The organism is Salinicola sp. CR57, assembly GCF_003206585.1.
GTDB classification, from domain to species: Bacteria; Pseudomonadota; Gammaproteobacteria; order Pseudomonadales; family Halomonadaceae; genus Salinicola; species Salinicola lusitanus.
The window spans coordinates 404,323-428,934 of record NZ_PZJL01000001.1 but is presented as its reverse complement, the minus strand read 5'-3'; the positions used below and the strand labels follow the sequence as shown (position 1 = coordinate 428,934).

Annotated in this window: 23 protein-coding genes and 1 pseudogene; 4 read left to right on the top strand and 20 right to left on the bottom strand. The window is 63.8% G+C overall.

Going from position 1 to position 24,612, the window contains the following annotated elements:
- The first annotated feature begins 9 nt into the window (after positions 1–9).
- Positions 10–834 carry a DUF3800 domain-containing protein gene (locus tag DOM56_RS02015; protein WP_232822135.1) on the top strand — a complete coding sequence of 275 codons (825 nt, stop codon included), beginning with the start codon at positions 10–12 and terminating at the stop codon, positions 832–834.
- Positions 835–1,133: 299 nt separating this feature from the next.
- Complete coding sequence (locus DOM56_RS02010) at positions 1,134–2,585, top strand: aspartate ammonia-lyase (RefSeq protein WP_232822134.1); 1,452 nt, start codon at positions 1,134–1,136, stop codon at positions 2,583–2,585.
- A gap of 55 nt (positions 2,586–2,640) precedes the next feature.
- On the opposite strand, the gene DOM56_RS02005 is transcribed toward DOM56_RS02010, so the two are convergent.
- The 3 genes from DOM56_RS02005 to DOM56_RS01995 form a co-directional block, all read right to left on the bottom strand.
- On the bottom strand, positions 2,641–3,357 hold the full coding sequence (locus tag DOM56_RS02005) for an SDR family oxidoreductase (RefSeq protein ID WP_110707258.1): 717 nt from the start codon (positions 3,355–3,357) through the stop codon (positions 2,641–2,643).
- Between the two features lie 54 nt (positions 3,358–3,411).
- Entirely contained in the window at positions 3,412–4,086 is a 675-nt protein-coding gene (locus DOM56_RS02000; protein ID WP_110707257.1) for a peroxiredoxin-like family protein, read from the bottom strand.
- A gap of 76 nt (positions 4,087–4,162) precedes the next feature.
- Entirely contained in the window at positions 4,163–4,729 is a 567-nt protein-coding gene (locus tag DOM56_RS01995) for a carboxymuconolactone decarboxylase family protein (protein WP_110707256.1), read from the bottom strand.
- A 229-nt stretch (positions 4,730–4,958) separates the two neighbouring features.
- Between DOM56_RS01995 and DOM56_RS01990 the strand changes: the two genes are divergently transcribed.
- The gene (locus DOM56_RS01990; protein ID WP_110707572.1) at positions 4,959–5,861 is read left to right on the top strand and encodes a LysR family transcriptional regulator; all 903 of its coding nucleotides are present in this window, start codon (positions 4,959–4,961) and stop codon (positions 5,859–5,861) included.
- Between the two features lie 186 nt (positions 5,862–6,047).
- On the opposite strand, the gene DOM56_RS01985 is transcribed toward DOM56_RS01990, so the two are convergent.
- From DOM56_RS01985 to DOM56_RS01925, 13 genes and pseudogenes are all read right to left on the bottom strand, one after another.
- Positions 6,048–7,037, bottom strand: a complete 990-nt coding sequence (locus tag DOM56_RS01985) for an MDR family oxidoreductase (RefSeq protein WP_110707255.1) — start codon at positions 7,035–7,037, stop codon at positions 6,048–6,050.
- Between the two features lie 62 nt (positions 7,038–7,099).
- Positions 7,100–7,735: a TetR/AcrR family transcriptional regulator gene (locus DOM56_RS01980; RefSeq protein WP_110707254.1), complete on the bottom strand. Its 636-nt coding sequence runs from the start codon at positions 7,733–7,735 to the stop codon at positions 7,100–7,102.
- A 242-nt stretch (positions 7,736–7,977) separates the two neighbouring features.
- Positions 7,978–9,117, bottom strand: a pseudogene (locus DOM56_RS01975) (alpha-hydroxy acid oxidase).
- Between the two features lie 49 nt (positions 9,118–9,166).
- Complete coding sequence (locus DOM56_RS01970; RefSeq protein ID WP_110707253.1) at positions 9,167–10,102, bottom strand: SMP-30/gluconolactonase/LRE family protein; 936 nt, start codon at positions 10,100–10,102, stop codon at positions 9,167–9,169.
- 3 nt (positions 10,103–10,105) lie between these two features.
- A complete protein-coding gene (locus DOM56_RS01965; protein WP_110707252.1) occupies positions 10,106–11,401 on the bottom strand; it encodes a TRAP transporter large permease in 1,296 nt (431 codons plus the stop codon).
- Complete coding sequence (locus tag DOM56_RS01960; RefSeq protein ID WP_110707251.1) at positions 11,401–11,955, bottom strand: TRAP transporter small permease; 555 nt, start codon at positions 11,953–11,955, stop codon at positions 11,401–11,403. Before DOM56_RS01960 ends, DOM56_RS01965 begins: the two co-directional genes overlap by 1 nt.
- Positions 11,956–11,972: 17 nt before the next feature.
- Positions 11,973–12,959: a TRAP transporter substrate-binding protein DctP gene (dctP, locus tag DOM56_RS01955; protein ID WP_110707250.1), complete on the bottom strand. Its 987-nt coding sequence runs from the start codon at positions 12,957–12,959 to the stop codon at positions 11,973–11,975.
- Positions 12,960–13,488: 529 nt separating this feature from the next.
- Entirely contained in the window at positions 13,489–14,292 is an 804-nt protein-coding gene (locus DOM56_RS01950) for an amidohydrolase family protein (RefSeq protein WP_110707249.1), read from the bottom strand.
- A gap of 3 nt (positions 14,293–14,295) precedes the next feature.
- Positions 14,296–15,777, bottom strand: a complete 1,482-nt coding sequence (locus DOM56_RS01945; protein WP_110707248.1) for a tripartite tricarboxylate transporter permease — start codon at positions 15,775–15,777, stop codon at positions 14,296–14,298.
- 27 nt (positions 15,778–15,804) lie between these two features.
- A complete protein-coding gene (locus tag DOM56_RS01940; RefSeq protein ID WP_110707247.1) occupies positions 15,805–16,281 on the bottom strand; it encodes a tripartite tricarboxylate transporter TctB family protein in 477 nt (158 codons plus the stop codon).
- Complete coding sequence (locus DOM56_RS01935; protein WP_110707246.1) at positions 16,278–17,225, bottom strand: tripartite tricarboxylate transporter substrate binding protein; 948 nt, start codon at positions 17,223–17,225, stop codon at positions 16,278–16,280. The genes DOM56_RS01940 and DOM56_RS01935 overlap by 4 nt, the downstream gene beginning before the upstream one ends.
- 433 nt (positions 17,226–17,658) lie before the next feature.
- A complete protein-coding gene (locus tag DOM56_RS01930; protein WP_110707245.1) occupies positions 17,659–18,333 on the bottom strand; it encodes an RraA family protein in 675 nt (224 codons plus the stop codon).
- Positions 18,334–18,389: 56 nt separating this feature from the next.
- Positions 18,390–19,382 (bottom strand): hydroxyacid dehydrogenase, encoded by a 993-nt coding sequence (locus tag DOM56_RS01925; RefSeq protein ID WP_232822133.1) that lies wholly within the window; start codon positions 19,380–19,382, stop codon positions 18,390–18,392.
- A 165-nt stretch (positions 19,383–19,547) separates the two neighbouring features.
- Here DOM56_RS01925 and DOM56_RS01920 point away from each other — a divergent pair, with 165 nt between their 5' ends.
- A complete protein-coding gene (locus DOM56_RS01920; protein ID WP_110601897.1) occupies positions 19,548–20,429 on the top strand; it encodes a LysR substrate-binding domain-containing protein in 882 nt (293 codons plus the stop codon).
- 38 nt (positions 20,430–20,467) lie between these two features.
- On the opposite strand, the gene DOM56_RS01915 is transcribed toward DOM56_RS01920, so the two are convergent.
- From DOM56_RS01915 to DOM56_RS01900, 4 genes are all read right to left on the bottom strand, one after another.
- The gene (locus DOM56_RS01915; protein WP_110707244.1) at positions 20,468–21,412 is read right to left on the bottom strand and encodes a tripartite tricarboxylate transporter substrate binding protein; all 945 of its coding nucleotides are present in this window, start codon (positions 21,410–21,412) and stop codon (positions 20,468–20,470) included.
- A 66-nt stretch (positions 21,413–21,478) separates the two neighbouring features.
- The gene (locus tag DOM56_RS01910; protein WP_110707243.1) at positions 21,479–22,489 is read right to left on the bottom strand and encodes an amidohydrolase family protein; all 1,011 of its coding nucleotides are present in this window, start codon (positions 22,487–22,489) and stop codon (positions 21,479–21,481) included.
- On the bottom strand, positions 22,486–23,994 hold the full coding sequence (locus DOM56_RS01905) for a tripartite tricarboxylate transporter permease (protein WP_110707242.1): 1,509 nt from the start codon (positions 23,992–23,994) through the stop codon (positions 22,486–22,488). The genes DOM56_RS01910 and DOM56_RS01905 overlap by 4 nt, the downstream gene beginning before the upstream one ends.
- 12 nt (positions 23,995–24,006) lie before the next feature.
- Positions 24,007–24,492, bottom strand: coding sequence for a tripartite tricarboxylate transporter TctB family protein (locus DOM56_RS01900; RefSeq protein WP_157958137.1), 486 nt, complete (start codon positions 24,490–24,492; stop codon positions 24,007–24,009).
- Between the last annotated feature and the right edge of the window lie 120 nt (positions 24,493–24,612).

Below are 24,612 nucleotides of genomic sequence, written 5' to 3'. Positions count from 1 at the left end.
GACAGGTGATTGGCCGAGTACTGCACGAACGTTTTAGGGGGCGCGATGACAGGTGAGGCGATGATGCCGAAGACAGGCAAAGCACGTGGATTCAGCGACTTCGTGGTGTACGTCGACGAGAGTGGCGATCACGGCATGGTCAATATCGATCCCAGCTACTCGGTCTTTGTGCTGGCCTTTTGTATTTTCTACAAGGGGCATTACCTTTCGACGGTGGTGCCGGCACTGCAGCAGCTAAAATTCGATTACTTCGGCCACGACCTGGTGATATTGCACGAGCACGAAATTCGCAAGGAGAAAGGCGATTTTCGACTGTTCAGAAACCGGGCTGACAAGCAGACGTTCATGGGTAGGCTGAGCACGTTAATCGACGAGAGCAACTTCATTCTTGCCTCCTGTGTTATCGAAAAACATCGGCTAAGCAGTCACGAAGAAATGGCCAATCCGTATCATCTGGCGCTAAGGCACTGTTTGGAAACACTCTTCGACCTCGTCAAAGAGAAAGGCCAGGAAAAGCTCGTCACACACGTCATTGTGGAAAAGCGCGGTGCCAAGGAGGATGACGAACTGGAGTTGGAGTTTCGCCGCATCTGTGACGGCGACAACAAATATCAGCATGATCTGCCTTTCAGCATTCGCATGGCCGCGAAAGCCAGTAATTCGGCGGGCCTGCAGTTGGCCGATCTGGTGGCGCGCCCCATCGGACGGCATGTGCTCGACCCGGCTCAGGCCAATCGGGCATTTGATGTACTGCGGAGAAAATTTTACTGCGAGGGAGGCAGACAGACGGTCGGGAATGGATATGACCAGTGGGGGCTCAAGCACTTACCCTGAGATTTTGCATCCCCCAGATAGCGAAAAACCCCGATGAAACTCACCGAGGTTTAGACGCCGACCGGGCACTCCCAGTCCATTTGCAATGGATTCTGGACATCATCGCACGTTCAGTCAATGCCATTTGCGCTCTATTTGGCACTAAAACGTTCCTTCCCCTTTCCCCATACCACCCACGCATGCACCACCACGCAACGGCATTGGGCAGGCGACCCGGCGCGGCGTTACCTTACGCCCAGCGGCGCCGGCAACCCGGTGCCCAGGCCGTTCGAACCCCCTGACGGAAGACGATACCCACCATGATGGCGACCCCGGATCTCGGCACTGACGCCGACGCGATCCCCACCCGTGAAGAGAAGGACCTGCTGGGCGTGCTGCCTGTACCCCAGAGCGCCTACTACGGCATCCAGACCCAGCGCGCGGTGGAAAACTTCCACCTGAGCGGCGTGCCCCTGGCGCACTATCCCAAGCTGGTGATCGCGCTGGCCATGGTCAAGCAGGCCGCGGCGGAGGCCAATCACGAGCTGGGCTATCTCGATGCCACCCGTCTGGCGGCGATCCGCCACGCCTGCCAGACGCTGATCGCCGGCGAGCACCACGATCAGTTCGTGGTCGATATGATCCAGGGCGGGGCGGGTACCTCGACCAACATGAACGCCAACGAGGTGATCGCCAATCTGGCACTCGAACACCTCGGCCACGCCAAGGGCAACTACGCCCACCTGCACCCCAACAACCACGTCAACATGGCGCAGTCGACCAACGATGCTTACCCCACCGCGATCCGCCTCGGCCTGCTGCTGGGCCACGATGCGCTGCTGGGCAGCCTAGCACAGCTGCGCGATGCGCTGGCGGACAAGGGCGCGGCCTTCGCCGACGTGCTCAAGATGGGCCGCACCCAGCTGCAGGATGCGGTGCCGATGACGCTGGGCCAGGAGTTCAACGCCTTCGCCACCACCCTGGGCGAGGATCTGGGCCACCTGGAGGCGCAGATTCCGCGCCTGCTGTGCGAGGTCAACCTGGGCGGCACCGCCATCGGTACCGGGATCAACTCCGACCCGCGCTATCAGCGCCTGGCGGTGGAGCGGCTCAGCACGATCAGCGGCCAGCCGCTGGTGCCGGCGAAGGATCTGATCGAGGCGACCTCGGACATGGGCGCCTTCGTGCTCTTCTCGGGCATGTTGAAGCGTCTGGCGGTGAAGCTCTCCAAGATCTGCAACGACCTGCGCCTGCTCTCCAGCGGCCCGCGGGCCGGCTTCAACGAGATCAACCTGCCGCCGCGCCAGCCCGGCAGCTCGATCATGCCCGGCAAGGTCAATCCGGTGATCCCCGAGGCGGTCAACCAGGTGGCGTTCGAGGTGATCGGCAACGACCTGGCGCTGACCATGGCCGCCGAGGGCGGGCAGCTCCAGCTCAACGTGATGGAGCCGCTGATCGCCTACAAGCTGTTCGACTCCATCCGCCTGCTGACCCGCGCCATGCACATGCTGCGCGAGCACTGCATCGAGGGCATCACCGCCAACGAGGCGCACTGCCGCGAGATGGTGGAGCGCTCGATCGGGCTGGTCACCGCGCTCAACCCGCATATCGGTTACGACAACGCCACGCGCATCGCCCGCGAGGCGCTGCTCTCAGGCCGCGGCGTGCTGGAGCTGGTGCTGGAGGAGAACCTGCTGGATGAAGCCTCGCTCGCCGATATCCTGCGCCCGGAGAACATGATCGCCCCCAGGCTCGCGCCGCTGGTGGTATGAATCGTCACCGACGTCCGATCGCGCCTCGGCCCGGGAAACCGGGCCGAGGCGTTCTTTAGAAAGCGGCCTTGCCGATCGAGGCGCCGCCGTCGATGAAGAGCGTCTGTCCGGTAATGAAGCTGGCGTCTTCCGAGAGGAAGAACTCGATGCCGGCGGCGATCTCCTCGGGCTTGCCGAAGCGACCCATGGGAACGCCGGAGAGGTAGCGGCGTTCCCCATCGCTGCCAGGCGGGTTGTTGACGCGGAAGAGTTCGGTTTCGGTCGGGCCGGGGGCGATGGCATTGACGGTGATGCCGGTGTCGGCGAGTTCGAGCGCCCACGAGCGGCTGAAGCTGACGAGGCCGGCCTTCGCCGCAGCGTAGGCGGTGCGATCGGTGATACCGAGAATCGTCAGGCTCGAGATATTGACGATCCGCCCCCAGCCTTGCCGGCGCATGGCGGGCAGTGCCGCCTGGGCCACCTGCACGGCGGCGTGCAGATTCACGGAGAACACCGCGTCCATGTCGTCATGCCGGATCTCGCCCAGCCGTTGCGGACGCACCAGGCCGACGTTGTTGATCACGCCATCGAATGCATGACGCTCGGTCAGGTCATCGAGCGCCCGTGCCGTCTGTGACCGGTCCGCGAGATCGGTGGTGACGAGTTCGCCGGGGAAATCGGCATCGCTGCGCGCCAACCCCACGACGCGGTGTCCGGCCGAGACGAGCCGTCGGGATAGCGCGAGCCCGATACCTTTGGTCGCGCCGGTGATGAGAAACGTGCGTGGGTTCATGACGAACTCCCGTGAGAACGGCCCTTGCCAGGGTCGTCATTTCAGGTGGTGGTATCAGGCACTGGTGGGCTGGTGCGCTTCCAGCGCGGCGATCAGCGCTTCGGGCTCGGGCCGCCGGGTATAGTCCGGGTTCACGTCCGCGTAGAGGATGGTCCCGTCCTGTCCGATCAGATAGCGCGCCGGCATCGGCAGGGACCAGCTGGGATCGTCGTTGAACGTCGGCAGGTCGTTTTTCAGCGTCTTGTAGAGGTCGACCAGATCGGGAGGAAGCGAGAAGCGCAGGCCGAAGGCGGCGCCAATGTCGCCCCGGGTATCCGACAGGATCGGAAACGTCAGCCGGTTCTGCCGCACTGACTTGCGGCTGTTGGGGGCCGTCTGGGGCGAGATGGCGACGAGCGAGGCGCCCAGGCGCTCGAATGCCGGCTTGGCGGCCTCGAGTGCCTGTAGCTCCATGTTGCAGTAAGGGCACCATGCCCCGCGGTAGAAGCTCACGATCAGCGGCCCGTACTCCAGCAGATCCTCCGACCTGACGACCCTGCCTTCCGGGTCCTTGAGTTCGAACGAGGGGGCCTTGTCGCCGACCTGCCTGGCGTTTTCGGCAGCGCCGGACTCGATCAGGGCGGCGGTCGCGCGATGCATCGTCGCGATCATCGCCGGTGACATGTTGTAGGGCGGGTTACCGGCTTCGAAATCCGCCTTGAAAGCGTCCAGTCTGGCTTGAAGTGACATGAGGTTCTCCTGGGTAGTGCGGCGCGTTGTCGTCAGGTCGAGTTGTCGTCAGGTCGAGTTGCAGAGGGCGCAGGGTTCAGGCGCCGGCGGTGCCGGGCTTGGTCCACTCGTTGCTTTTCATGAAGTCATCGAGCTGGGTATGGGCGATATGGTTCGTGTAGTTGCTCATCACCTTGGTCGCGACACCGAGAATCACCTCGAACACATTGCGGCGGGTATAACCGGCGGCGAGGAAGGCCTCGGTATCGTCATCGGAGACCCAGCCGCGATGGCGTACCACCAGCGTGGCGAACCGATGCAGGGCTTCGAGCCTGGCGTCCGGCAGGGCGGTGCCGGCACGCAGCGCTTCGATGACCGCAGGGTCCATTTTCTGCATCCTGGCCAGGGTGCTGTGGCCGGCCATGCAGTAGTGGCATTCGTTCTCGAAGTTCGAGCTCATGTAGACGACCTGCTGTTCGTGGGGCGTGAGCGTCGTCTTGCCGAAAAGGTCCCACAGGGTGGCGTAGCCCGCCAGCAGTTCCGGCGATTCGGCCATATTGCCCTGCAGGTTCGGGACGAATCCGAAAGCGGCTTTGGTGGCAGCCAGCCCTGACCGGGAAGCTTCCGGAGCGGTGTCGGCGGTGTACGTGGTAAATGTCGTCATGGGGATTCCTCGCTGTCGTGGCAGACCTATGGGATGCGACAGGTGCAGATTCGAGGATTTGCCCGATGCCAGGTAGACAGGGAGTTGGACTATCGTTTATTCCTCTCAGGAATAGGCCGCTCGTCTGGTCAGGGCCGTTCTCCTGCATTGTCACGAGCCGGATATCTCATTGACAGGTCATTGACCGGACATCGAGCGGCGCGGCCTTGCGCACTTCTGGGGCATGATCATGAATCGCTTTACCGCGATGGAAACCTTCGTGAAGGTCTACGAGTCGGGCTCGTTCTCCAGCGCCGCCCGGCTGTTGCATGTCGGACAGCCGGCGGTCTCCAAGGCCGTGGCGCAGCTGGAAACGCGGCTCGGGGTGCGGTTGCTACTGCGCTCGACCCAGGGGCTGACGCCGACCCAGGCCGGGCATGACTTCTACGAGCATGCCAGGCTCGCGCTGGAACAGGCCGACGAAGCGGAACGCGTCGCCCAGGGAGACAAGGCCGCCATATCCGGCCGGGTCAGAGTCTGCATGGCGGTCACGTTCGCGCGCCTGCACGTGATTCCCCGATTGCCGCTCTTCTTTGCCCGCCATCCGGATATCGAAGTCGATATCGTGCTCAATGACGGCAATATCGATCTAATCGAGAACGGGATCGACCTCGCCCTGCGGATGGGCGAACTGGTGGACTCCTCGCTGACGGTGCGCAAGATCAGTCAATGTCCTCGCTGGGCGGTAGGCACGCCCGGCTATTTCGAGCGCGCCGGGACTCCCGAACACCCCTCCGCGCTCACCGAACACGATGTCGTGATCCATGACCTTTCCGGTCGTGACCACCAGTGGACGTTCGAACGCGATGGCCAGCGTGTGAACGTTTCCGTGAGTGGGCGGTTGAGAACGAATGCCGCCGAGGGCGTGCGCGAGAGCGTCCTGGCCGGGATGGGGATGGCCATTGCCTCCGAGTGGATGTTTGCGCCGGAGCTGGCGGCGGGCACGGTCATCCCCGTGCTAACCGACTGGCATCTGCCATCGATCGACCTGTGGGCCGTCTTCCCCAGTGGCCGTCAGAGCAACGCCCGCACCCGAGCGTTCGTCGATTTCATCGAAACCGAGTTTGCCGGCGCCCGTTCCGAGCCGCGGTGAACGGCCTCGGCCAGACGGATGAACAAGCTCGACGCGGCGTCCACCAGCGCGAAACTGATCTGGCACCTGGAGACCTGATCGCGTGCATTCCCGTGAATCACGACCACGCATTCGGCGGGGCGTCGCGGAGTCTTTCGTCCCTCACTCCTCGTTTCCGCCCGTGCCAGCATGTCGGCCCTCGGGCAGTCAGCCATTGACGTCCACTACGAGCCGGCCGCGCACGGTTCCTGCCAGGAGCCGTTCGGCCGCCTCCAGGGTTTCGCTCAAGCGGATGTCACGTGAGATTGCGTCGAGCAGGGCGGGCTCGATGTCCTCGGCGAGTCGTGCCCAGGCGTGCCGGCGCTCCTCGGCAGGGCGGGTGACGCTGTTGATACCGAGCAGGCTGACGCCACGCAGAATGAAGGGGGCCACGGTGGCGGGGAAATCCATGCCCTGGGCGAGGCCGCAGGCGGCGACCAGGCCGTCGGGGCTGGTTCGGGCGCAGACGTTGGCCAGGGTATAGCTGCCCACCGAGTCGATGGCGGCAAACCACTGCGCCTTGGCCAGGGGCTTTCCGGGGCCTGACAGTTCGCTGCGATCGATGATCTCGGCGGCACCCAGCCGCTCGAGAAAGGCTGCCTCCTCAGGGCGGCCGGTCGCCGCGACGACGCGGTAGCCGCGTGCCGCCAGCAGGGTGATGGCGTAGCTGCCGACGCCGCCGTTAGCGCCGGTCACTAGTACCTCGCCGCGATCCGGCGTCAGGCCGTGGCGCTCCAGCGCGAGCAGGCTCAACATGGCGGTGTAGCCGGCGGTGCCGATGGCCATCGCCTGATGCGTGTTCAGCGAGGGAGGCAGCCGGGTGAGCCAGTCGCCGTCGACGCGAGCGTACTGGGCCAGGCCGCCCCAGTGCGCCTCGCCGATGCCCCAGCCGTTGAGCAGGACGCGATCGCCTACTGTCCATTCGGGATGCTCGCTGTGCTCGACGACTCCGGCAAGGTCGATGCCCGGCACCATGGGGAAACGGCGCACGACGGCCCCTTTGCCGGTGATCGCCAGCGCGTCCTTGTAGTTGAGCGTGCTCCATTCGACACGCACCAGGACGTCGCCCGGAGGCAGTGATTCGGGGTCGAGCTGCGTCAGCGCGGCGTGGCTCCGACGATCGGCTTCGGTCTGCTGCACGACAATGGCGTTGAACACGTGAACCTCCTGAGCATTGAACGGTGATTCGGAGAGGGCGTTTGACGGTGGTGAGATCGATCTCAACGGGGCAATCGGGCGAAGAACTCCTGGCTGAAGAGCTCCAAGGGGGTCGGCTCGCACTTCAGGCGAGCTCGCTGTACGGCGCCTTCCCAGCCGATCCAGAAGAAAGCGGCGAGGGTGTCACAATCCGTATCGGCTGCCAGTTCGCCGTGCGCCTGGGCCAGCCGCAGGCAGTCGGCGACCCGGCATTGCCAGTCCTGGAGGATGGCTTCCAGCCGCTCATCGAATCCTGCGGGTAACAGGGTGACTTCCTGGCCCAGATTGCCCACCAGGCAGCCTCGCCGATAGTGGTGGCGCGCCATCCCCTCCTGGGCGTCCTGGGTGAACCGGCGGAGCCGTTCGAGGGGCGGCAGCTCGGAAGAGAGCAGCCAGCGGTCGAGCTTGCGCGCGAAATAGTCGGCGTATCGTGACAGCACGGCGTGGCCGAACGCCTCCTTGCTGTCGAAGTAGTGATAGAACGAGCCCTTTGGCACGCCGACCCGTTTCAGCACGCCATCGATTCCGGTCGAGACGAATCCCTGCTCGGTGAGCACTTCGACGCCACACCGAATCAGGGCGTCCCGGGTGTCCGGGTTGGTGCGCGCCACCTTCGGTGGGCGGCCGCGGCGTTTGCTGGGGGTCGTTGGCGTCTGCATGGACTCCAATTTAGACCGGTCGTCTCCAAATATCAAAATCGGATCGTCATCGACATCTGGCGACTCGCCATGGCTTCCTTGTGCCGGCCCATCGAGACACGCCGATCCCGGCGTGGACTTCTTTCGCACGGAGGCCGCTGGCGTGAAACCGGTCACTGGACGCTTGAACGGCGGGCTGCCCGAGACCAGGTCCGGGCAGACAGGGGTAACCATCCAGCATCGGGCGTTGGAGAGCGTGATTGTTAGGCTTGGTGCAGCACGGGAGAAGAACGCGTTTCGCCGGTCGAGCGTAAGCCGAGCAGACCCAGATCACGATAGATCTCGTTTTTCATGATCTGAACCGCGCCGCCCAGACTCCCTTCGCCCCCGGTGGTGGAGGCGTAGAGAAAGGGACGTCCGATGAAGACGAAGTCGGCGCCGAGCGCCAGGGCTTTGACGACATCCGTGCCACGCCGAATGCCGCCGTCGACCATGATGGCCATGTGGCCGGCCTCGGCCTTGGCCCGCGGTAGCGCTCGGATCGCGGAGATGGCGTGATCGAGCTGTCGGCCGCCATGATTGGATAGCACGACGCCGTCGCAACCGATGTCCCGGGCTAGCGCGACATCGAGATGGGAGAGCACTCCCTTCACGACCAGCTTGCCTTTCCACTGGTCTCGAATTCGACGGACGTGGTCCCAGTTCAGGTGATCCTTGCGACCGAAGTCCCGCGCCGCCTGGCGAGAGACGATGGGCGCGCCGCGCTGGGCGTGGGAGTTCTCGAAATGTGGCATGCCCCGGCGCCGGAGCGTCGGCAGGAAGGTGGTGAACAGCCAGCGGGGTCTGATGCCGAAATCCCACAACAGTCGGGGCGTGAAGCGCAGCGGAGTGGAGAAGCCGGCACGCAGGTTGTTCTCCCGGTTGGCCAGCACGGCCGTATCCGCGGTCAGGACCAAGGTCTGGTAGCCCGCCGCAGCGACTCGCGCCACCAGCGCCTCGATCCGGTCCTCTTCGCCGGGCACGTAAGCCTGAAATCAGGCTCGGGGGTTGGTCTCGATGACTTCTTCCAGGCGGGTAAGAGACGAACCGCTCAGAACGTAGGGGATGCCTTCGCGGTCGGCAACTCGCGCGGCGACGTTGTCGCCGTCAAGCGCCATCAGCGCGCTGATGCCCATCGGCGCAATGCCGAAGGGCGCCGCCCACTCTTCTCCCAGCAGCCGCTGCCGCAGGGTCCGGCCCTCCACGCCGCGAAGCACCCTCGGCACCAGCTTCAGCTCGTCGAGCGCGGCGCGGTTGTCCTCGCGTGCCGCGGCAGTCTCCGACGCACCTGCGACATATTGGAATAGCGGGCGCGGGAGGCGGCGTCGGGCCGCGATTTCATAATCGTCGAGATTGAGAATCATCGCGCTGGGATCGACCTGTACAGATAGGCTATGGGCATGCGGGCGGGCGCTACTGCCCCCAGCCTGAAGCCATGGGAAGACCGGAAACCGGCAACTCGGCGCACAGAATCGAACCGGAATCCGACTCCGTGATGTAGAGCGTCCGGCCCTCGGGGCCGCCGAAGGCACAGTTGGTGGTGCCCAGCCCCTTCGGCGACCTGACCACGGCGACGGGAACGCCGAGCGCATCGTGAACCCAGACCAGCCCCATGCCGGTCTGGCACACCACGACGCCGTTGTCGCTCGTCAGCGCCAGCCCATCCGGGCCGGCGCGGCCACCGGAGAATTGCAGGAACAGGCCGGCCTTGACCACGCGCTGACTCCGGGAGATCGGCAGTCGCCATACCGCATTGGCTCGGGTGACGGCGACGTAGAGCGTGTGGCCGGACTTGTCCAGCACCAGGCCATTGGGGCTGGGAATCTTGTCGATCAGACAGTCCAGTCGGCCGCTGTCGGGGTCCCAGCGATAAACGCGGCCACTGGGGTCCTGCAGTCCGGTCTGGCCCTGGTCGGTGAAGTAGAGCATGCCGTCGGGGCCGAAATGGAGATCGTTGCAGCCCTTGAACCCTTCCGAATCGGCGTCTCCCAGTGCGGTGGTGACACTGCCCGTGTCAGGGTCGAGCATCAGGATGCCGTGCTGAAAATCGGCGATGAAAATCCGACCCTTGGCATCGATCTTCAAGCCGTTGGGTTGTCCCTCGTACTGCGCGATCAGTTCGATTTCACCCCTGGGGGAGGCACGAAAGATGCGCCCGAAGGGGATGTCGACGAACCAGAGATTGCCTGCCAGATCGAAAGAGGGGCCTTCGATGAAACTGTCCACTGCCGCGCCGCGCCGATTCTTGTCGGCCCAGGGCGAGGGTTTCCCGGTCTGGCGAAGCGCGGGCGGCAGCGTGGTGAAGACGTCCGCTTCGATCAGCACGGGATCAGGGTGGGGAAACGCCATGGATCAACCTCCGGCAGTCAGATTGGGTAGCCACAGTGCGATATCGGGGAACCCGATCAGCAGCACGAGAAACGCCAGGATGATGGCGAAGAAGGGCAGCACGCCCATGACGACGTCCTCGACCCGGGTCTTCGAATCCGAACTGGCCACCACGAAGAGAATGACCCCGAGCGGCGGCGTCAACTGGCCCAGCTCGACCAGGATCACCACGAAGACACCGAACCAGACCGGGTCGACGCCCATCGCCATGAGGGTGGGGAAGATCACCGGCACGATGATGGCGATCATGCCCAGCCCTTCCATGAAGCAGCCCAGAATGGCGAACACCACCATCAGGATCAGCAGCAGCGAGAACTGGGACAGACCCGCGTCGGCGACACGATCGACCAACGCCTCTCCCACGCCGGAGAGCGCGGTGGCATAGGCAAACAGCATGGAGATGAAGACGATGAACAGGACGTTGCCGCTCATCGTCAGCGTGCGTGACAACGCGGACTTCAGCATCGCGACATCGAGCTTGCCATAGAGCGCGGAGATCAGCGTGGCGCCGATGACGCCTAGCGCGCCGGCTTCGGTCGGGGTGGCGACACCGGCATAGATACTTCCCAGCACGAAGGCGATCAGCAGCGTGAAAGGAAAGACGTCGAAGGCGGCCCGCAGGTAATCCTTGAACTGGCGCTGCTGGGTATCCTTGGGAACGAGATTCGGCTTCGCCAGTGCGCGAGCGATGATCAGCAGGCTGTAGCAAGCGCCGAGCAGGATGCCGGGCATCAGGCCCGCCGCGAACAGTTTGGCAATCGACGTCTCGGTGAAGGTGGCGTAGATGATCATGGTGATCGACGGCGGAATCAGGATCCCCAGCGTGCCGCCCGCCGCGAGAGAGCCGGCGACCAGGCGCCGGTCATAACCGCGTGCGGTCAGTGCCGGCAGGGCGACGGTGGACATGGCCGCGGCCGTCGGTGCGCTGCCCCCGGCCACGGCGGCGAAGACGCCGCTGCCGACGATATTGGTGTGCAGCAAGCCACCGGGCAGGCGCTTCATGAATGGCGCAATACCGTTGTAGAGGCGTCCACTCAGGCCGCTGGCCAGCAGAATTTCCGCCATCAGAATGAACAGAGGGATGGCCGCCAGGGTGAAACTGTTGGCGGCGCCCCAGCTCACCAGCCCGAGTGCCTTCCACCCGGCGGCACCTTTCATCAGCCAGAGATAGATCAGCGAGGCAGCGCCAACGGCAAACTGAACCCACAACCCGCCGACGATCAGAATCAGTAGCACGCCAAAGGCGATGAGCGCATCCATCAGTCACGCCCCCCGTTGCGCAAGGCGACCAGCCCGCGCTCGATGATGAAGATGGCAACGAAGAGGAGCCCGACCGGCATTACCAGTTGAGGGATCCAGAGTGGCGTCATCAGGAAGGTGGGCGCCACGTTGCCGCGCTGATAGGAACTCATCACCAGTTGGGCGGTGTACCAGATCAACACGCTGCAGACGGCAAACGAGAGCGCCAGATAGAACAGGTTCAGCCCGTGGCGCAGGGCGCGTGGGAGCGCATCGAACAGGAAACCGACCTGGAACAGGCTGTTCTTCCTCACGGCCAGGCTCGCGCCGAACAGCGTCAGTCCGACGACGAGATAGCCGGCGAGTTCTTCGACGATTCTCAGCGAATAGTTGAAGAAGAAGCGCGAAACGATCTCCGCGGCGACCAGCACCACGAGCGCAACCAGCGCGATGCCAGCAACCGCTCGGACGAGAGACGCCACGATGTCGAAAAAGGAGCCGGCCGACGCCGGCCCGGGCGGTGTCCGAGAGGAGGGCTCTTGCGAGGAGATTTCGTGCGAATGGGCTTCGCTCATCGTCATGACTCCTGGGTTCACTTACCGAGTGCTTTCAACACCTCGGCCAATGCCTTCTCATGGTCAGGCCCCGCTTTTCTGGCCCACTCGTGCCACCAGGGCACCATGGCCTCCTGCGCCCGGCGGATATCGGCGGGATCCGCCTCGACGATCGTCATGCCCGCCTGTGCCTGGTTCTGCTTCTGGACCTTTTCGTCCGCGATGAAATCCCGAGTGATCTGCCGGGTCTCTTCATCGACGATCTTGTCGAGGGTGTCGCGAGTCGCCGGGTCGAGATCGTCGTGAGAAGAGGTGTTGGCGATGATGGCGCTGAATGCGTAATTGACCGGCAGGCGGTAGTTGTAGGGCAGAAATTCGTGCCAGTTCTTCGCCCCGCCGGCGCTGGCGGTCAGCACACCATCGATGACGCCGCGCTCCAGCGCCGTCGGGACTTCCGAACCGGAGAGCGTGATCGGCGACCCGCCGAAAGCCTCGACGAAGGCGCCCTGCTCCGGCGAGGTGACGCGGATCTTGTGGCCCGAGAGATCGTCGAGTGAATCGACCTCGAAGCTCGTGAAGATGACCTGTTGCGGATAGCGGTAGCTGCCGAGATACGTGACGCCCTGTTGCGCGAACCCCTCTTTCAAGTAGGGCTTCATCACGGCGTAGGCCTTGTCCCACTCTTCATCGTCGTTGATGAGCAGCGGCAGGCTGAGAATGCGGGCGATTGGCACGTTGCCCGAGGAGTAGAGGTCCGCGGCGAAGTCGACGATGCCATCTCCGGTGGCCTGGGTGATGTCGCTGGAGGCGATCTGCAGCGTCTTTCCCAGGTGGAGGGTGATCGACAGATCATCGCCGGTCTCTTCCTCGACACGATCCGCGATCCGCTCCATGCCCTTTACGGCGGCCGTGGTGGAAACGGCGGAGTAGGTGTATCCGGTCCAATTGGTGGCGTGGGCCGTGCCGGCTGCCGTGAGCCCCAGCAGTATCAAGCTCGATAGCAGGCGATTCTTGAGAGATTTCATGAGTTGTCCTTCCTAAGGTCGGTCGGCGCTCGCTGAGGGAAAGCCAGGTGACAAATTCCCAGCGGTTGTTAGGGAATATGTTTTGGTCACGAGCTTGATCGGAGCGGATTTCAGGGAGTGATGACTCGCTTGAACGCTTCCACTTTTTCAAAGTGAACATGAAATTCTGATGGCACTAAAGCGCGTTTTTCTGGTTGTAGTGATTAGTTATTTTTCACCTAAACCGCTGCTTATAAAGAAGAAATGTCTATAAAACTTTGGTCTCGAGACGAGAGTCGACAGGGCCGATGGAAACCGTGATGCCTGCAGGCCCGAGACGAAATGTCCGGGATATCGTCTTCGGATCGAACGCATCCCAGGCTGCCGAAATCGATCCGAACGGCGACGCTAGGTGCTGTCTGAAAAGTCGACGAGCGAAGGCCAGGCAAGGCAAAAATCGGCGAAAACGCGGAGTTTACGGGGTGTAAATGAGTATTTTGAGCCGATTTTTAACGCCGCATGGGCGAGCACAGTACTTTTCAGGCAGTGCCTAGAATCGATAAAGAGCGGCAGGATTACTCGAAAAGCAGGCTTCGAATTGAGCGCTGGTCAGTTCGCGCTCGAGAAACCCGATCATGGCCGACGAGCTGGGCAGCGGTGGCGCCGTCATCACATGGGGCCAGTCGCTGCCCCAGAGACACCGTTCGGGATAGCGTTCTGCCAGGTGATGCACCAACTGAGCGAGATCGTCGTAGCGATCCGGGGACTGGCTGACCCGCGTCGGCGCAAGCTTGACCCAGACGCGGCCGGTGTCGAGCAGGTGGCTCAAGCCGGCGAGATGCTCGATGTTGTGTGGCGATACGTGACCCAAGTGGTCGAGCACCAGGGGCTGGTCCGCCGGCAAACGGGTCATCAGTGCCTGCAGCCTGCCATAACGCGCAGGCTCGGTATTGAGCTCGACGTGCCAATCCATGGCTGCTGCCCGTCGAGCGAGCGCCGGCAGCCGGTCGAGATCGTTCCGACCCAGGCGGGTCCTGTCCTGCACCCGGATACCGCGCACGCCAGCGGCGGCAAGATCGTCGAGGCCCTTGGTCCGCTCGTCGATGACCGCCACCCCCCTCAGCTCGATACCGGCCTGGGCACGCAGCGTCTCGACCAGATAGCGATTATCCGTACCATCGATGGAGGCCTGTATCAGCACCGCCCGGCCGATCCCCTGCACCATGCCCTCGGCGCGGAACGCGTCGATGCCCTTGCCGGGAGGCTGGTAGGTCGAGGAGGCGTAGGACTTGTCCCGGTCGAAGACATGAATGTGGCAGTCGCATCGAAGCGGCGTCGGCGAGTGGTTCGGCATGGGTCAGCTCCCTTGGCGTCGCTGGCGAAGACGCTGTAACGAGGCGCCCAGGGTACAGAGCGCCGTGACACCCAGAAGTCCTAGGGCGATTGGCGAGTTCAGGAAGATATCGACACTGCCACCGCTGGTCAGTAGTGCCTGACGCAGGCTCTCCTCGAGAGGGGGGCCGAGGATCAGCCCGATCAGCAGCGGCGGCAGCGGGAAACCGCAGCGACGAAACAGGAAGCCGATCACACCGGCGCCGAGCATGACGCCAACGTCGAACAGCGAATTGTTGACGGAAAACGCGCCGAAGATGGCCAGCATCGCGATGGCCGGAAACAGGTGGCGAGGCTGGAGCTTGATCACGTGGACGGCGCCTTTGAACATCATCAGGCCGAACAGGACGCAGGGGATCGACAGTAGGATCAGCGCCTCGAAGATCGCGTAGACCTCGACGCCGTGGTGCTGGAACAGGAACGGCCCAGGCGTCAGCCCCTGCAGCATGAAGGCGCCCAGGATGACTGCCGTCACCGCGTCTCCGGGAATGCCCAGGGAGAGCATCGGCACCAGAGCCCCGCCAGTGACGGCATTGTTGGCCGCCTCGGGGGCCGCGACCCCCTCTGGCTCGCCCTGCCCGAAGGTTTCCTTGTGTCTCGAGCGCGAGCGTGCGAAGCCGTAGCTGACGAAGGCGGGTACCGTCGAGCCGATCCCGGGCAGGATGCCGACGAAGGTGCCAATGAGCGATGACGCGAGCAGTGTCACCCGCATCCGCCACATCGCCAGCAGCCCGACATGGCCGGAAACGCTGCCCACCTCGGCCGACGGGCGCGGTTGGCGATGGCCGCCGAAGGCTTGCAACAGCACTTCCGACATCGCGAACAGGCCGATCAAGACCGGGATCAGCTGCAATCCATCCTCGGCGGCGAAACTGCCGAAGGTGAATCGGGGCAGACCCTCGATCGGATCCAGCCCCACGATGCCGGCGGTGATACCGACGAGCGTCATGAGTGCCGAATCGAGGATGGAGCCGCCGCCGAACAGCACGATGATGGCGAGCGCGAAGAGCATCAGCGCCGCCATCTGGGCGGGGCCGAAATCGAGGGCGAGGGAGGCCAGCGGTTGTGCCAGGAGCATCAGCACGAGACAGCTGAAGACATTGCCGAAGACGCTGGCATAGAGCGCGATGCGCAGCGCCTCGCCCGCCTTGCCCCGGCGCGCCATCGCGTGGCCATCCAGCGCGGTTGCGGCCGACGATGGGGTGCCCGGTACGTTGAGCAGTATCGCCGAGATGGAACCACCAAAGATCGCCCCCTGGTAGACCCCGAGGAGCAGGATGAGGGCAGGAATCGGCGACATCGTGAATGTCACCGGAATCAGCAGCGCGATGGCCATGGTGGGCCCCAGTCCGGGGATCGCGCCGATCACGATCCCCGCGATGACGCCGACCACGGCGGCGATCAAGACCCACACATCGAGCAGTGCGTAGAAGGCGTCCAGCAGCATGACGGGTTCTCTTCGAATGGCCTGAATTCAGGGGAGCGGGAGGTTCAAGAGCTGACGGGCAGATAGCGTGACGAGCGCGGCGACGACCAGCGGCAGGACCACGCTCAGCGAAAGCCGCCGCTCGCCCAGCAGCCAGGAGAGCAGGATGCCGACCACCGCGGCGCTGGCGAGAAAGCCGACCAGGTTCATCGCCGCGATGGCGACGCCGATCAGCACGACCGCGAACAGCGTCCGACTCCAGTCTCTGGCTGAACCCAGGGGGGTCTCCAGCGCGTGACGGTGGCGCCATAGCCGCAAGCCGGCCATCAGGGCCAGCAGCGCAAGGACCAGCCGAGGGAAGAAGCGGGCATCCGGGCCGCTGTCGCCGAAATCGAAGACAGTGACCTGGGAAGAGAGCGTGAACAGTCCAGCCAAGGCGACGAGCAATAGCCCCGACGTGATCAGCGTCTGCAGCCCGACGCGGCGATCGGCGTTCTCCTGAGATGACTCGATGCCGGGCTTCATTTTTTCAGCTCGCTGGCCAGTTCGCGGTAGTCGGTCAGGTTTTTCTCGATGACCGCTTCCAGGGCCTCGCCGGACATGAGTCGCACCGGCTGGTTCAGCTTTTTCATGACCTTGGCGAAGGCATCCGATGATGCAGCCTGGGTGAAAGCGTCGCGGAGCGTATCGATGCGCCCGGCTGGCGTCCCCCGCGGTGCCATCAGCGCGACGATGGAAGGAAACTCGATATCGTGACCACTCTGCGCGAGTGTCGGAACCGAGGGAAAATCCGGATCCCGCCCGTCATCCAGCACCGCCAGCAGCCGGAGCCGCCCATCGTTGACCAGGTCGCGGTAGGCGGGGACCAGTGCGATGTCGACATGATGACCCAGCAGCGCCGCCGTGGCGCTGGAGGCGCCGTCGAACGGGACATGTTGGAGGTCGGCGTGGGTCTCCCGCGAGAGCGCGGTGAAAGAGAGGCGAGCCCCGCTCAATGCACCGGCGGTGGCGTAGGTCAGCCGCGTGCCGTTTCGTGCCGCCTCGAGCAGCTCGTCCAGGGTTCGATAAGGGCTGTCGGCGTTGATCAGCACCCCGTGATAGGGGCCTGAATAGTTCAATAGCGGCAGGAAGTCCTGGATCGGATCGTATCCCACGTCACGCAGCGCCGGTGTCACGAACGAGGGAGACGAGGTCGTCGCGATGAGGGTGTAGCCGTCCGGGGTGGCTCGAGCGACGGAGCGCATGGCGTTTATACCGCCGCCGCCAGGGTGATTCTCCACGACCACGGGCTGGCCCAGTATCGGCTCCGCGAGCTTGGCCAGTTGACGCGCCGAGATGTCCGTCGTGCCGCCTGCACCGTAAGGCACCACCAGCGTGACGGGCCGCGAGGGAAAAGATTCGGCCCAGGCCGTCGTCGTGACGAGCAGCAGCGCCGTGGCGAGGGCAATAATAATGCGGTGAACTAGCAAGGCATCAGACCCCTGTTGATGGCACGACACCGCCGATCCCAAAGCCTGAGATGCGCGATGAAACGAACGAATGGCCCTACGGCTGTATCGACAGCTGATGTGCTGAAATCATCACGAGTCATTTCTGTCGGTTTTTCATTGGATTTCGGCATGCTTTCGATAGGAATTTCAAAGACGGTTAGCCTTGAATTCGACAAGGAATACTAGCCAATCTGGCGAGATTCAAGCATTAGACCTTAGTTTTAAAAAACGATATTTATTCCATTAATATCAAAGATTTGTGGTTAATTTCGACATGCCCAAGCCGACCTTCTCCCGTGGGGAGGCGGTCGGCGGATTTCAGCTTTCGTAGCGCTTTGTCGGCGGCTGTGGGCGCCGGTTAGCAGCGATAGACGTTGTCGATGATGGCAGGTTGAATCCGGTGGCCGTGGCCTCAGGCCATTTCGCATCCCGCTGTTTTCAACGCGGCATCGACCCAGGACCGATCGTTTTCACCGGCATGAATGGCGGCCATCTGCTTCTCTTCGGCCGCCTGCTTGGCCTGGGCCGCCTCCAGCACCGTTTCGGCATCGTCGTAAGGCACGGCAAGCATGCCATCACTGTCGCCGATGATCAGGTCGCCGGGTTCGATGACCATGCCGCCCAGGTTGATCGGTGTATTGATCTCTCCGGGCCCGTTCTTGTACGGGCCACGATGCGTGACACCGGCGGCAAAGGTCGGCAGGTTGGTTTCGCGGAAGCCGTCGAGGTCGCGAAGCGCACCGTTGAGGACGAACCCGGCGACCCCTTTCTTGACCGCGTAAGCCAGCATCAGCTCACCCATGAGCGCATTGGTGGTATCGCCGCCAGCGTCGCAGACGATGACGTCACCGGGCTCGGCCATGTCGATCGCCTTGTGCAGCATCAGGTTGTCGCCCGGGCGCGTACGAACGGTGAGCGCGACGCCGGCCAGGTTGCCGTCGCGGTGCATGGGGCGCAGGTTGGAGCCGCCAGCGAAGACACGCGACATGCTGTCGCTGACCACGGCGACAGGCAGTTCTGCAAAGGCCTTGACGAGGCGCTGGTCGACACTGCGCTTACGCTGAAGAATTCTGTTTCCGACTGGCATGGCATGACTCCGTTTTGGAAAAGCGCCAACGAGATGGCGTTACTGGTAGCAATCGTTCAGGAGAAGATCGACTCTGGCAATTCATTGGCCAGGCGCGCTTTCGGAAGCGCCTTTCCGGCAAGAAAATCGATGATGCCACCGACAGCCAATACGCCGACCCGGGTACCGCCTTCTTCCGTGACGCCCGCGACATGAGGGGTCAGGATGACCCGCTCGGAGTTCGCCAGCGGGCTGATGCCCTCGGGGGGTTCCTGCTCGAAGGTATCCAGGCCGGCGCCTGCGATGTGACCGCTCTCGAGTGCAGCCAGCAGGGCCTTTTCATTGATCAGGCCGCCGCGGGAGGTGTTGACGATATAGCTGTTGGCCGGCATCAGCGCGATCGTTTCGGCATTGAGCAGATGCGCGTTATCTTTGGTCAGCGGGCAGTGCAGGCTGACGATGTCGGATTGACCGAGAAGGTCCTCGATTCGGTCGGCTCGGCGCGCGCCGAGGGCTTCGATAGCCTCGGCTGGAGCATAGGGGTCGTAGACGCTGATTTCCAATCCCACCCCCTTCACGATTTTTGCGACGGCGGCGGCGATGGCGCCCGCACCGACCAGGCCCAGGCGCATGCCGGACAGCTCGCGGCCCAGGAACTCGGCTTTTTCCCAACGGCCTGCCCGCATGCCGGTGTCCAGCGGCAATAGGCGTTTGACGATGGCGAAGATCAGGGCGACCGCATGTTCCGCGACGGAGATGGCGTTGCCTCCGGCGGCACGGATGACCTGCACGCCCTGCCGGGTCGCGGCATCGATGTCGATGTTGTCGACGCCCGCGCCGTGCTTGGAGACGACCTTGAGCGACTTTCCGGCCGCCATGGCCTCCGCGCCGAACTGGCCCATGCGGGAGACGATGCCGACGGGATCGTGACGCTGGATGTGCTCGACGAGCATTTCGGTCGTCGGATAGGGCGGGGTGTGGAAGATGGCGTAGCCGGCGTCCTCGGCAAGCTGCCTTGCCGGATTCGCCAAGTAGGGACCGGTGACGAGAATGGCGGGTTGCTTATCCAATGGCGTGTCTCTCTTTGTCTTATCCGACTTGTCTTGTCCAACGGCCCGCCAAGTAGCAGGAGCCGCAAATCGATGAAGCGGTCAAACCAGAATACAGATAGTTTTTCTGTATAAAAGCGACTAATATTGTTCGATAAGTGAAGTTATTTTAATCAAAGGGGTGGTATGGACACTCGCCAGCTACGCACGCTGATGGCTATCGCCGAGTACGGCACCTTCGCGCGGGCCGCGCGCGAGGTGAACCTGACGCCATCTGCCGTGAGCCAGCAGATCCTCGCGCTCGAGCAGGAGCTGGATACACCGCTGTTCAACCGCGAGACGCGGCCCCCGAGCCTCAACCTGCATGGATTGCAGCTTCTGGAGACGGCCAAGAAGATTCTGGGACTGGTCGAGGAGACTCGGATCTCGTTGAAAGGCAGCCGGATCTCGAGCTCGCTCAGCATCGGGTCGGTTCGAACCAGTACGATCGGCCTGTTGCCACGCGCTATCGTGGCCCTGCGTCAGACCTATCCTGAGCTTCACGTCGACCTGCGCGTCGGGATGTCGTCGAGCCTTCTGAGCGACGTCAACGCCGGACGCCTCGACCTGGCGGTGGTGGCGGAACACGCGGGGGTGTCGCGCAACCTCACCTGGTCCCCCTTCCTGCGCGAGCCGCTGGTCGTCATCGCGCCGCCGGGAACGCCGCCAATGACGGCGGGGGAGCTGCTGGAGAGCCTGCCGTTCGTGCATTTCGCCAGCGACGTGCCGCTGGCCGCACTCATCAACAACGAGCTGACCCACCAGAGTCTCAAGGTCAAGCACATCGCCGAGATCGACACCATTCCGGCCATCGTGGAGTGCGTGGCGGCCGGGCTCGGTGCCGCCGTGGTGCCGGACATTGCCGTGCGCGAGAACGGTCGTGACATGTTGAAGCTCCCCTTCGGGCAGCCCCAGATCTATCGCCAGATCGGTACCGTGCAGCGCGCCAACTCGGCCAAGTCCGAACTGTTGATCGCCATGCACAACAAGCTCGCTGAGCTTTCCGGGGAGTTCGGCGTCTTTCTCTGATCGTCTGGATCGATTCAAGCCGCGCCAGATGCCGTGATTCACTTCCACGGCTGATGCTTCCACAAGTCTCCCGCGATATCGGACTGCGCCTCGGCCAGCCTGCGGTAGTCCTCCCCCACGACGATATCCAGCGAGTTGCCCTGAGCCGCCAGCTCCCGACGAAGATCCGGGTTGTCGGCCAGGTGCCTGAAGGCCGCTTCGAGGCGGGACTCGAGCGCATCGGGCAGCCCCTTGGGCGCGACGAACCCGCGATAGGAACCCATCTCGACGTCGTACCCCTGCTCCTTGGCGGTCGGCACGTTCGGCGCGTAGGAGGAACGCTGGTCATCCAGGACGGCGAGAACTCGTAGATCGTCCTCGAAGCCCACCGTCTGGCTCAGCGCCATGGTCCCGACCGCCACATGCCCGCCCATCAGTGTCGTCCTCGCCATGGAGGCGCCCTCGAAGGGGATCAGGTTGAAGTCGACGCCGGCAGCCGCTTCCATCAACAGCGCGCTGAAGTGATCGTTGCCGCCCAGTGATGCCAGTGCCACGCTCAGGCTCCCGGGCTTGGCCTTGGCGGCCTCGATCAGCTCGTCGAGGCTGTGGTAGGGCGAATTCCGACTGACGACGATGGTGTTGGGGTCGTGGACCACGTTGGCGATGTAATCGAAACTGTCGGCGTCATAAGCGGCATGGCGATCGAAGGTCAGCGCCAGCGCTGCCGGCAGGTTGAAGGTGCCCAGGGTGTAGCCGTCGGGCTTGGCCTCGGCGACGCTGGTGAAGCCGATCTGGCCACCGGCGCCGGGTTGGTTCTTGACCACGACGCTCGCATCGTCGCCCAACGCCTTCTCCAGGTACTTGCCGACCACGCGGGCCAGCACGTCGGTGCCCCCGCCTGGCGAGTAGCCCACGACCACCGTGATCGGCTTGTCGGGGTAATCGGCGAAGGCCGCGGCGCTCAGTGCGGAGAGCAATATCGTGGCCAGCGTTCTCTTGAGCATCGTCTCTGTCCTCATGGTCGTCGGGTGACTGCGGCCAAGGCGGCGTCGCCAGGTCCTGGTCACTGTTCACTGCCAGCCCGGGTCGAGGCCGTAGGTCTCGGCGGCCGTGCGCCAGAACAGGCGGTCCCGATCTGCCTGACCCAGGGGTTGGGTCAGTCGTTTGAAGGCATTCCACAGCGCAACGTAGGAGTACATGCCCTTGTCCACGGGGAAATTGCTTTCGAACATGGCGCGATGCGAGCCGAAGGCCTCGAGGCAGGTCTCCACATGGGGCGACCAGTCCGAGGCGAGCTGCGCGGAAGTCGGCGGCTCGGGATTCAGGTGATAGGCGTTGCCGAAAACCGCCAGGCCGAATCCGCCGATCTTGATGCGGGTATTGGGCAACGCCGCCAGACGCTGGATTCCCTGACGCCATGCCGCGAAAGCCGCGGGGGGTCTGCCGCGGAACGGCCCCACCCCCAGCGGGCCGCCGCAGTGATCGATCACCACGGTGAGGTCCGGCACGGCGCGGGCCAGCGCTTCTACCTCCTGAAGCTGGGTCTGATAGGCCCAGACATCCAGCGTGAGCCCTGTCCGGGCCACTTGCGTGGCGCCCTCGTGGAAGGCCCTGGCACGCAGCAGGCCATCCGGTGCCGGCCGGGGGTTGGAGCGTATGGCCGGATCGGGATGGTAGGCGGTGGTGTTACGAATGCCGCGCACGCTACCGGGCGCAATGTCGCACAGCGCCTCGAGCGTCTCTCGAACCTGGCTGCCGGCCAGCAGGTCGGCGAAGGCGACGATGCCGAGAGGATAATTCGGGGCGCCAGCGCTCCACTCGAGTACCGTCTCGACTTCGCCTAGCGGTTTGAGGGCCTCGGGCCCCGCATCGCGATACCCGGTGCGGCACTGGACGTAGAGGCTCGCGCGAACGTCGTGACCCTGGGCGACATCCGCCAGGAACTCGTCGGTGCGGTAGCGGCTCTCTTCCCGGTCCCAGAGATGGTGATGCGCATCGAGGATCTTCTGGTCGGGCATCATGATCGGTTCCCGGTGGCGAGCCAGCCACGACGCCCGGATCGTCGCGTGCGGCGTCTTCATCCCGCTACCTTGCTGGCCTTTCTGGCGCGCAGACGTCGCGAGATGAGCGGCGAGACGATGACCAGCAGCACCATGGCGATGAGCACCTTGGCGGTGGGGCTCGACGCCAGAATGCTCCAGTCACCACCGCCGATCCTCAGCGCCAGGCGCAGGTTCTGCTCCGCGAAACCGCCGAGGATCAGGCCTAGCACCACCGGCGGCAGCGGGAACTTCAGCTTGTCCATGAAGTAGCCAATGAGGCCGAAGCCCAGCATCAGATAGACATCGAACATGCGATTGTTGATCGAGTAGACCCCAATGAAGACCAGGGCAATGATGATGGCGCCCAGTAGCGGCCGTGGCAGGCGCAGTACCTGAGCGAAGCTGTTCGTCGCCAGGGCGCCGCCCAGGAAGATCAGCAGGACGGCAGCGAACAGGAATTGCCACATGAAGCCGAAGACGATCTCGGGGTTGTCACGGAAAAGCATCGGCCCCGGCTGGAGACCATGGATCAGCAGTCCGCCCAGCATGACGGCGGCGACGGCGGTGCCCGGAATCCCCAGGGTCAGCGCCGGGATCAGCGCGGCGGCGGTATCGGCATTGTTCGACGTCTCGGACGCCGCGACGCCCTCGGGCTCGCCCTTGCCCCAGTCATCCGGGTTCTTGGAGGCACGCCGCGCTTCGTTGTAGCTGAGGAAGGCGGCCATTGATCCTCCGGCCCCCGGCAGGATGCCGACGAAGACCCCGATCACCGACGAGCGAAGCCAGGTCTTCCAGTACTTCAACATGCCGGGTATCGCCTTCCAGATGCTGGTCGTATTGAGGCGCCCGGTGTTCTTGGTGTCGAAGTCTCGAACTTCTTCGAGCAGCCCGATTGCCGGCGGCAGCGCGTAGAGACCCACCAGCAGCACGACGATGTTGATGCCATCCAGCAGCTCGAGATGGCCGAAGGTGTAACGCTCGTAGCCCGTGATCGTATCGACGCCGATCAAGGAGACGAACACGCCGAAAGCGGCGCTGATCAGCCCTTTGATGATGTCGCCGCCGAGCAGGAACACGATCGCCGACATGCCGAACACGGCAACCCAGAAGATCTCGGTCGGCCCGAACAGGAGCGTCACCTTGGCCAGCGGCGGCGCCAGCAGCATCAGAACCAGCGCCGAGGCGATACCGCCCAGTGCCGAGGAGACCACCGCCACCTGCAGGGCGTAGCCGCCGCGTCCTTGCTGGGCCATCGGGTAGCCGTCGAAGCTCGTGGCGACGGCCGCCGGGGTGCCGGGGATGCGCAACAGCACGGCAGGAATCGATCCGCCGTACATGGCGCCGTTGTAGATGCCGGCCATCATGCCGAGCGCGACTAGCGGGTCCATGCCGAAGGTGAACGGAATGAGCACCGAAATCGCCATGGTGGCGCTGAGGCCTGGCAGGGCGCCGACGCAGATGCCGGCGATCACGCCGACCACGACTGCAAGGATATTGCCAAGGGACAGCACTGCCGGCAGTGCGTCGATGAGATTGCCGTACATGGGATGCCCTCGCTAGCGCAGAAAGAATTCGGTGGGAAGTTCTTGGCCCATCAACAGCACGAAGATGATCGCGATGCCGCCGGTGAATATCAGATCGGCGAGTAGCAAGCCCTTCGGGCTGCGATAGCCGAAACACCAGGCCACCGCGGGGATCATCACCGCGGTCGTGGTGTAGAAGCCGAGCAGGGCGACGCCCGCGACGTAGAGGGCGATGGACGCTGCGATCCCGAGGAAACGGCGGGCGTTATCGAAGACCTGCGTGGGCGCGTAGGTGTCGCCTTGTCGCTTGAGGCGGATCACGCAGCGGGCGATCAAGAAGACGCCGAGCAGAACGAGCACCGACAGCATCGAGACCGGCAGCAACGCCGTCATCGCCAGCATCCCGGCGGTCCGCAGGAGCAGGGCGCCCGCTCCCAGAACGATGACGATGCCGGCGATCAGGTCCGGATCGAGGCGGCGAGAACGAGGGGACGATGGGGCGTTGGACTCGTGGTTCATGGTCTGTCTCATCAATGGAAGGACGAGGGGCCGACGTGTCTCGCCGCTGGCGCGAGCCGACTACGACTCTCTCGTGGCGAGAGTCGCAGGGATCATCGAGGGGGTGTCGGATGGCGCGGG

What these genes read in the sequence shown, in the direction of transcription:
- DOM56_RS02010 (WP_232822134.1), top strand. Translation starts at nt 1,134, where the DNA reads ATGATGGCGACCCCGGATCTCGGCACTGACGCCGACGCGATCCCCACC.
- DOM56_RS02005 (WP_110707258.1), bottom strand. Translation starts at nt 3,357, where the DNA reads ATGAACCCACGCACGTTTCTCATCACCGGCGCGACCAAAGGTATCGGG.
- DOM56_RS02000 (WP_110707257.1), bottom strand. Translation starts at nt 4,086, where the DNA reads ATGTCACTTCAAGCCAGACTGGACGCTTTCAAGGCGGATTTCGAAGCC.
- DOM56_RS01995 (WP_110707256.1), bottom strand. Translation starts at nt 4,729, where the DNA reads ATGACGACATTTACCACGTACACCGCCGACACCGCTCCGGAAGCTTCC.
- DOM56_RS01990 (WP_110707572.1), top strand. Translation starts at nt 4,959, where the DNA reads ATGAATCGCTTTACCGCGATGGAAACCTTCGTGAAGGTCTACGAGTCG.
- DOM56_RS01980 (WP_110707254.1), bottom strand. Translation starts at nt 7,735, where the DNA reads ATGCAGACGCCAACGACCCCCAGCAAACGCCGCGGCCGCCCACCGAAG.
- DOM56_RS01970 (WP_110707253.1), bottom strand. Translation starts at nt 10,102, where the DNA reads ATGGCGTTTCCCCACCCTGATCCCGTGCTGATCGAAGCGGACGTCTTC.
- DOM56_RS01965 (WP_110707252.1), bottom strand. Translation starts at nt 11,401, where the DNA reads ATGGATGCGCTCATCGCCTTTGGCGTGCTACTGATTCTGATCGTCGGC.
- DOM56_RS01960 (WP_110707251.1), bottom strand. Translation starts at nt 11,955, where the DNA reads ATGAGCGAAGCCCATTCGCACGAAATCTCCTCGCAAGAGCCCTCCTCT.
- dctP (WP_110707250.1), bottom strand. Translation starts at nt 12,959, where the DNA reads ATGAAATCTCTCAAGAATCGCCTGCTATCGAGCTTGATACTGCTGGGG.
- DOM56_RS01950 (WP_110707249.1), bottom strand. Translation starts at nt 14,292, where the DNA reads ATGCCGAACCACTCGCCGACGCCGCTTCGATGCGACTGCCACATTCAT.
- DOM56_RS01945 (WP_110707248.1), bottom strand. Translation starts at nt 15,777, where the DNA reads ATGCTGCTGGACGCCTTCTACGCACTGCTCGATGTGTGGGTCTTGATC.
- DOM56_RS01940 (WP_110707247.1), bottom strand. Translation starts at nt 16,281, where the DNA reads ATGAAGCCCGGCATCGAGTCATCTCAGGAGAACGCCGATCGCCGCGTC.
- DOM56_RS01930 (WP_110707245.1), bottom strand. Translation starts at nt 18,333, where the DNA reads ATGCCAGTCGGAAACAGAATTCTTCAGCGTAAGCGCAGTGTCGACCAG.
- DOM56_RS01920 (WP_110601897.1), top strand. Translation starts at nt 19,548, where the DNA reads ATGGACACTCGCCAGCTACGCACGCTGATGGCTATCGCCGAGTACGGC.
- DOM56_RS01915 (WP_110707244.1), bottom strand. Translation starts at nt 21,412, where the DNA reads ATGCTCAAGAGAACGCTGGCCACGATATTGCTCTCCGCACTGAGCGCC.
- DOM56_RS01910 (WP_110707243.1), bottom strand. Translation starts at nt 22,489, where the DNA reads ATGAAGACGCCGCACGCGACGATCCGGGCGTCGTGGCTGGCTCGCCAC.
- DOM56_RS01905 (WP_110707242.1), bottom strand. Translation starts at nt 23,994, where the DNA reads ATGTACGGCAATCTCATCGACGCACTGCCGGCAGTGCTGTCCCTTGGC.
- DOM56_RS01900 (WP_157958137.1), bottom strand. Translation starts at nt 24,492, where the DNA reads ATGAACCACGAGTCCAACGCCCCATCGTCCCCTCGTTCTCGCCGCCTC.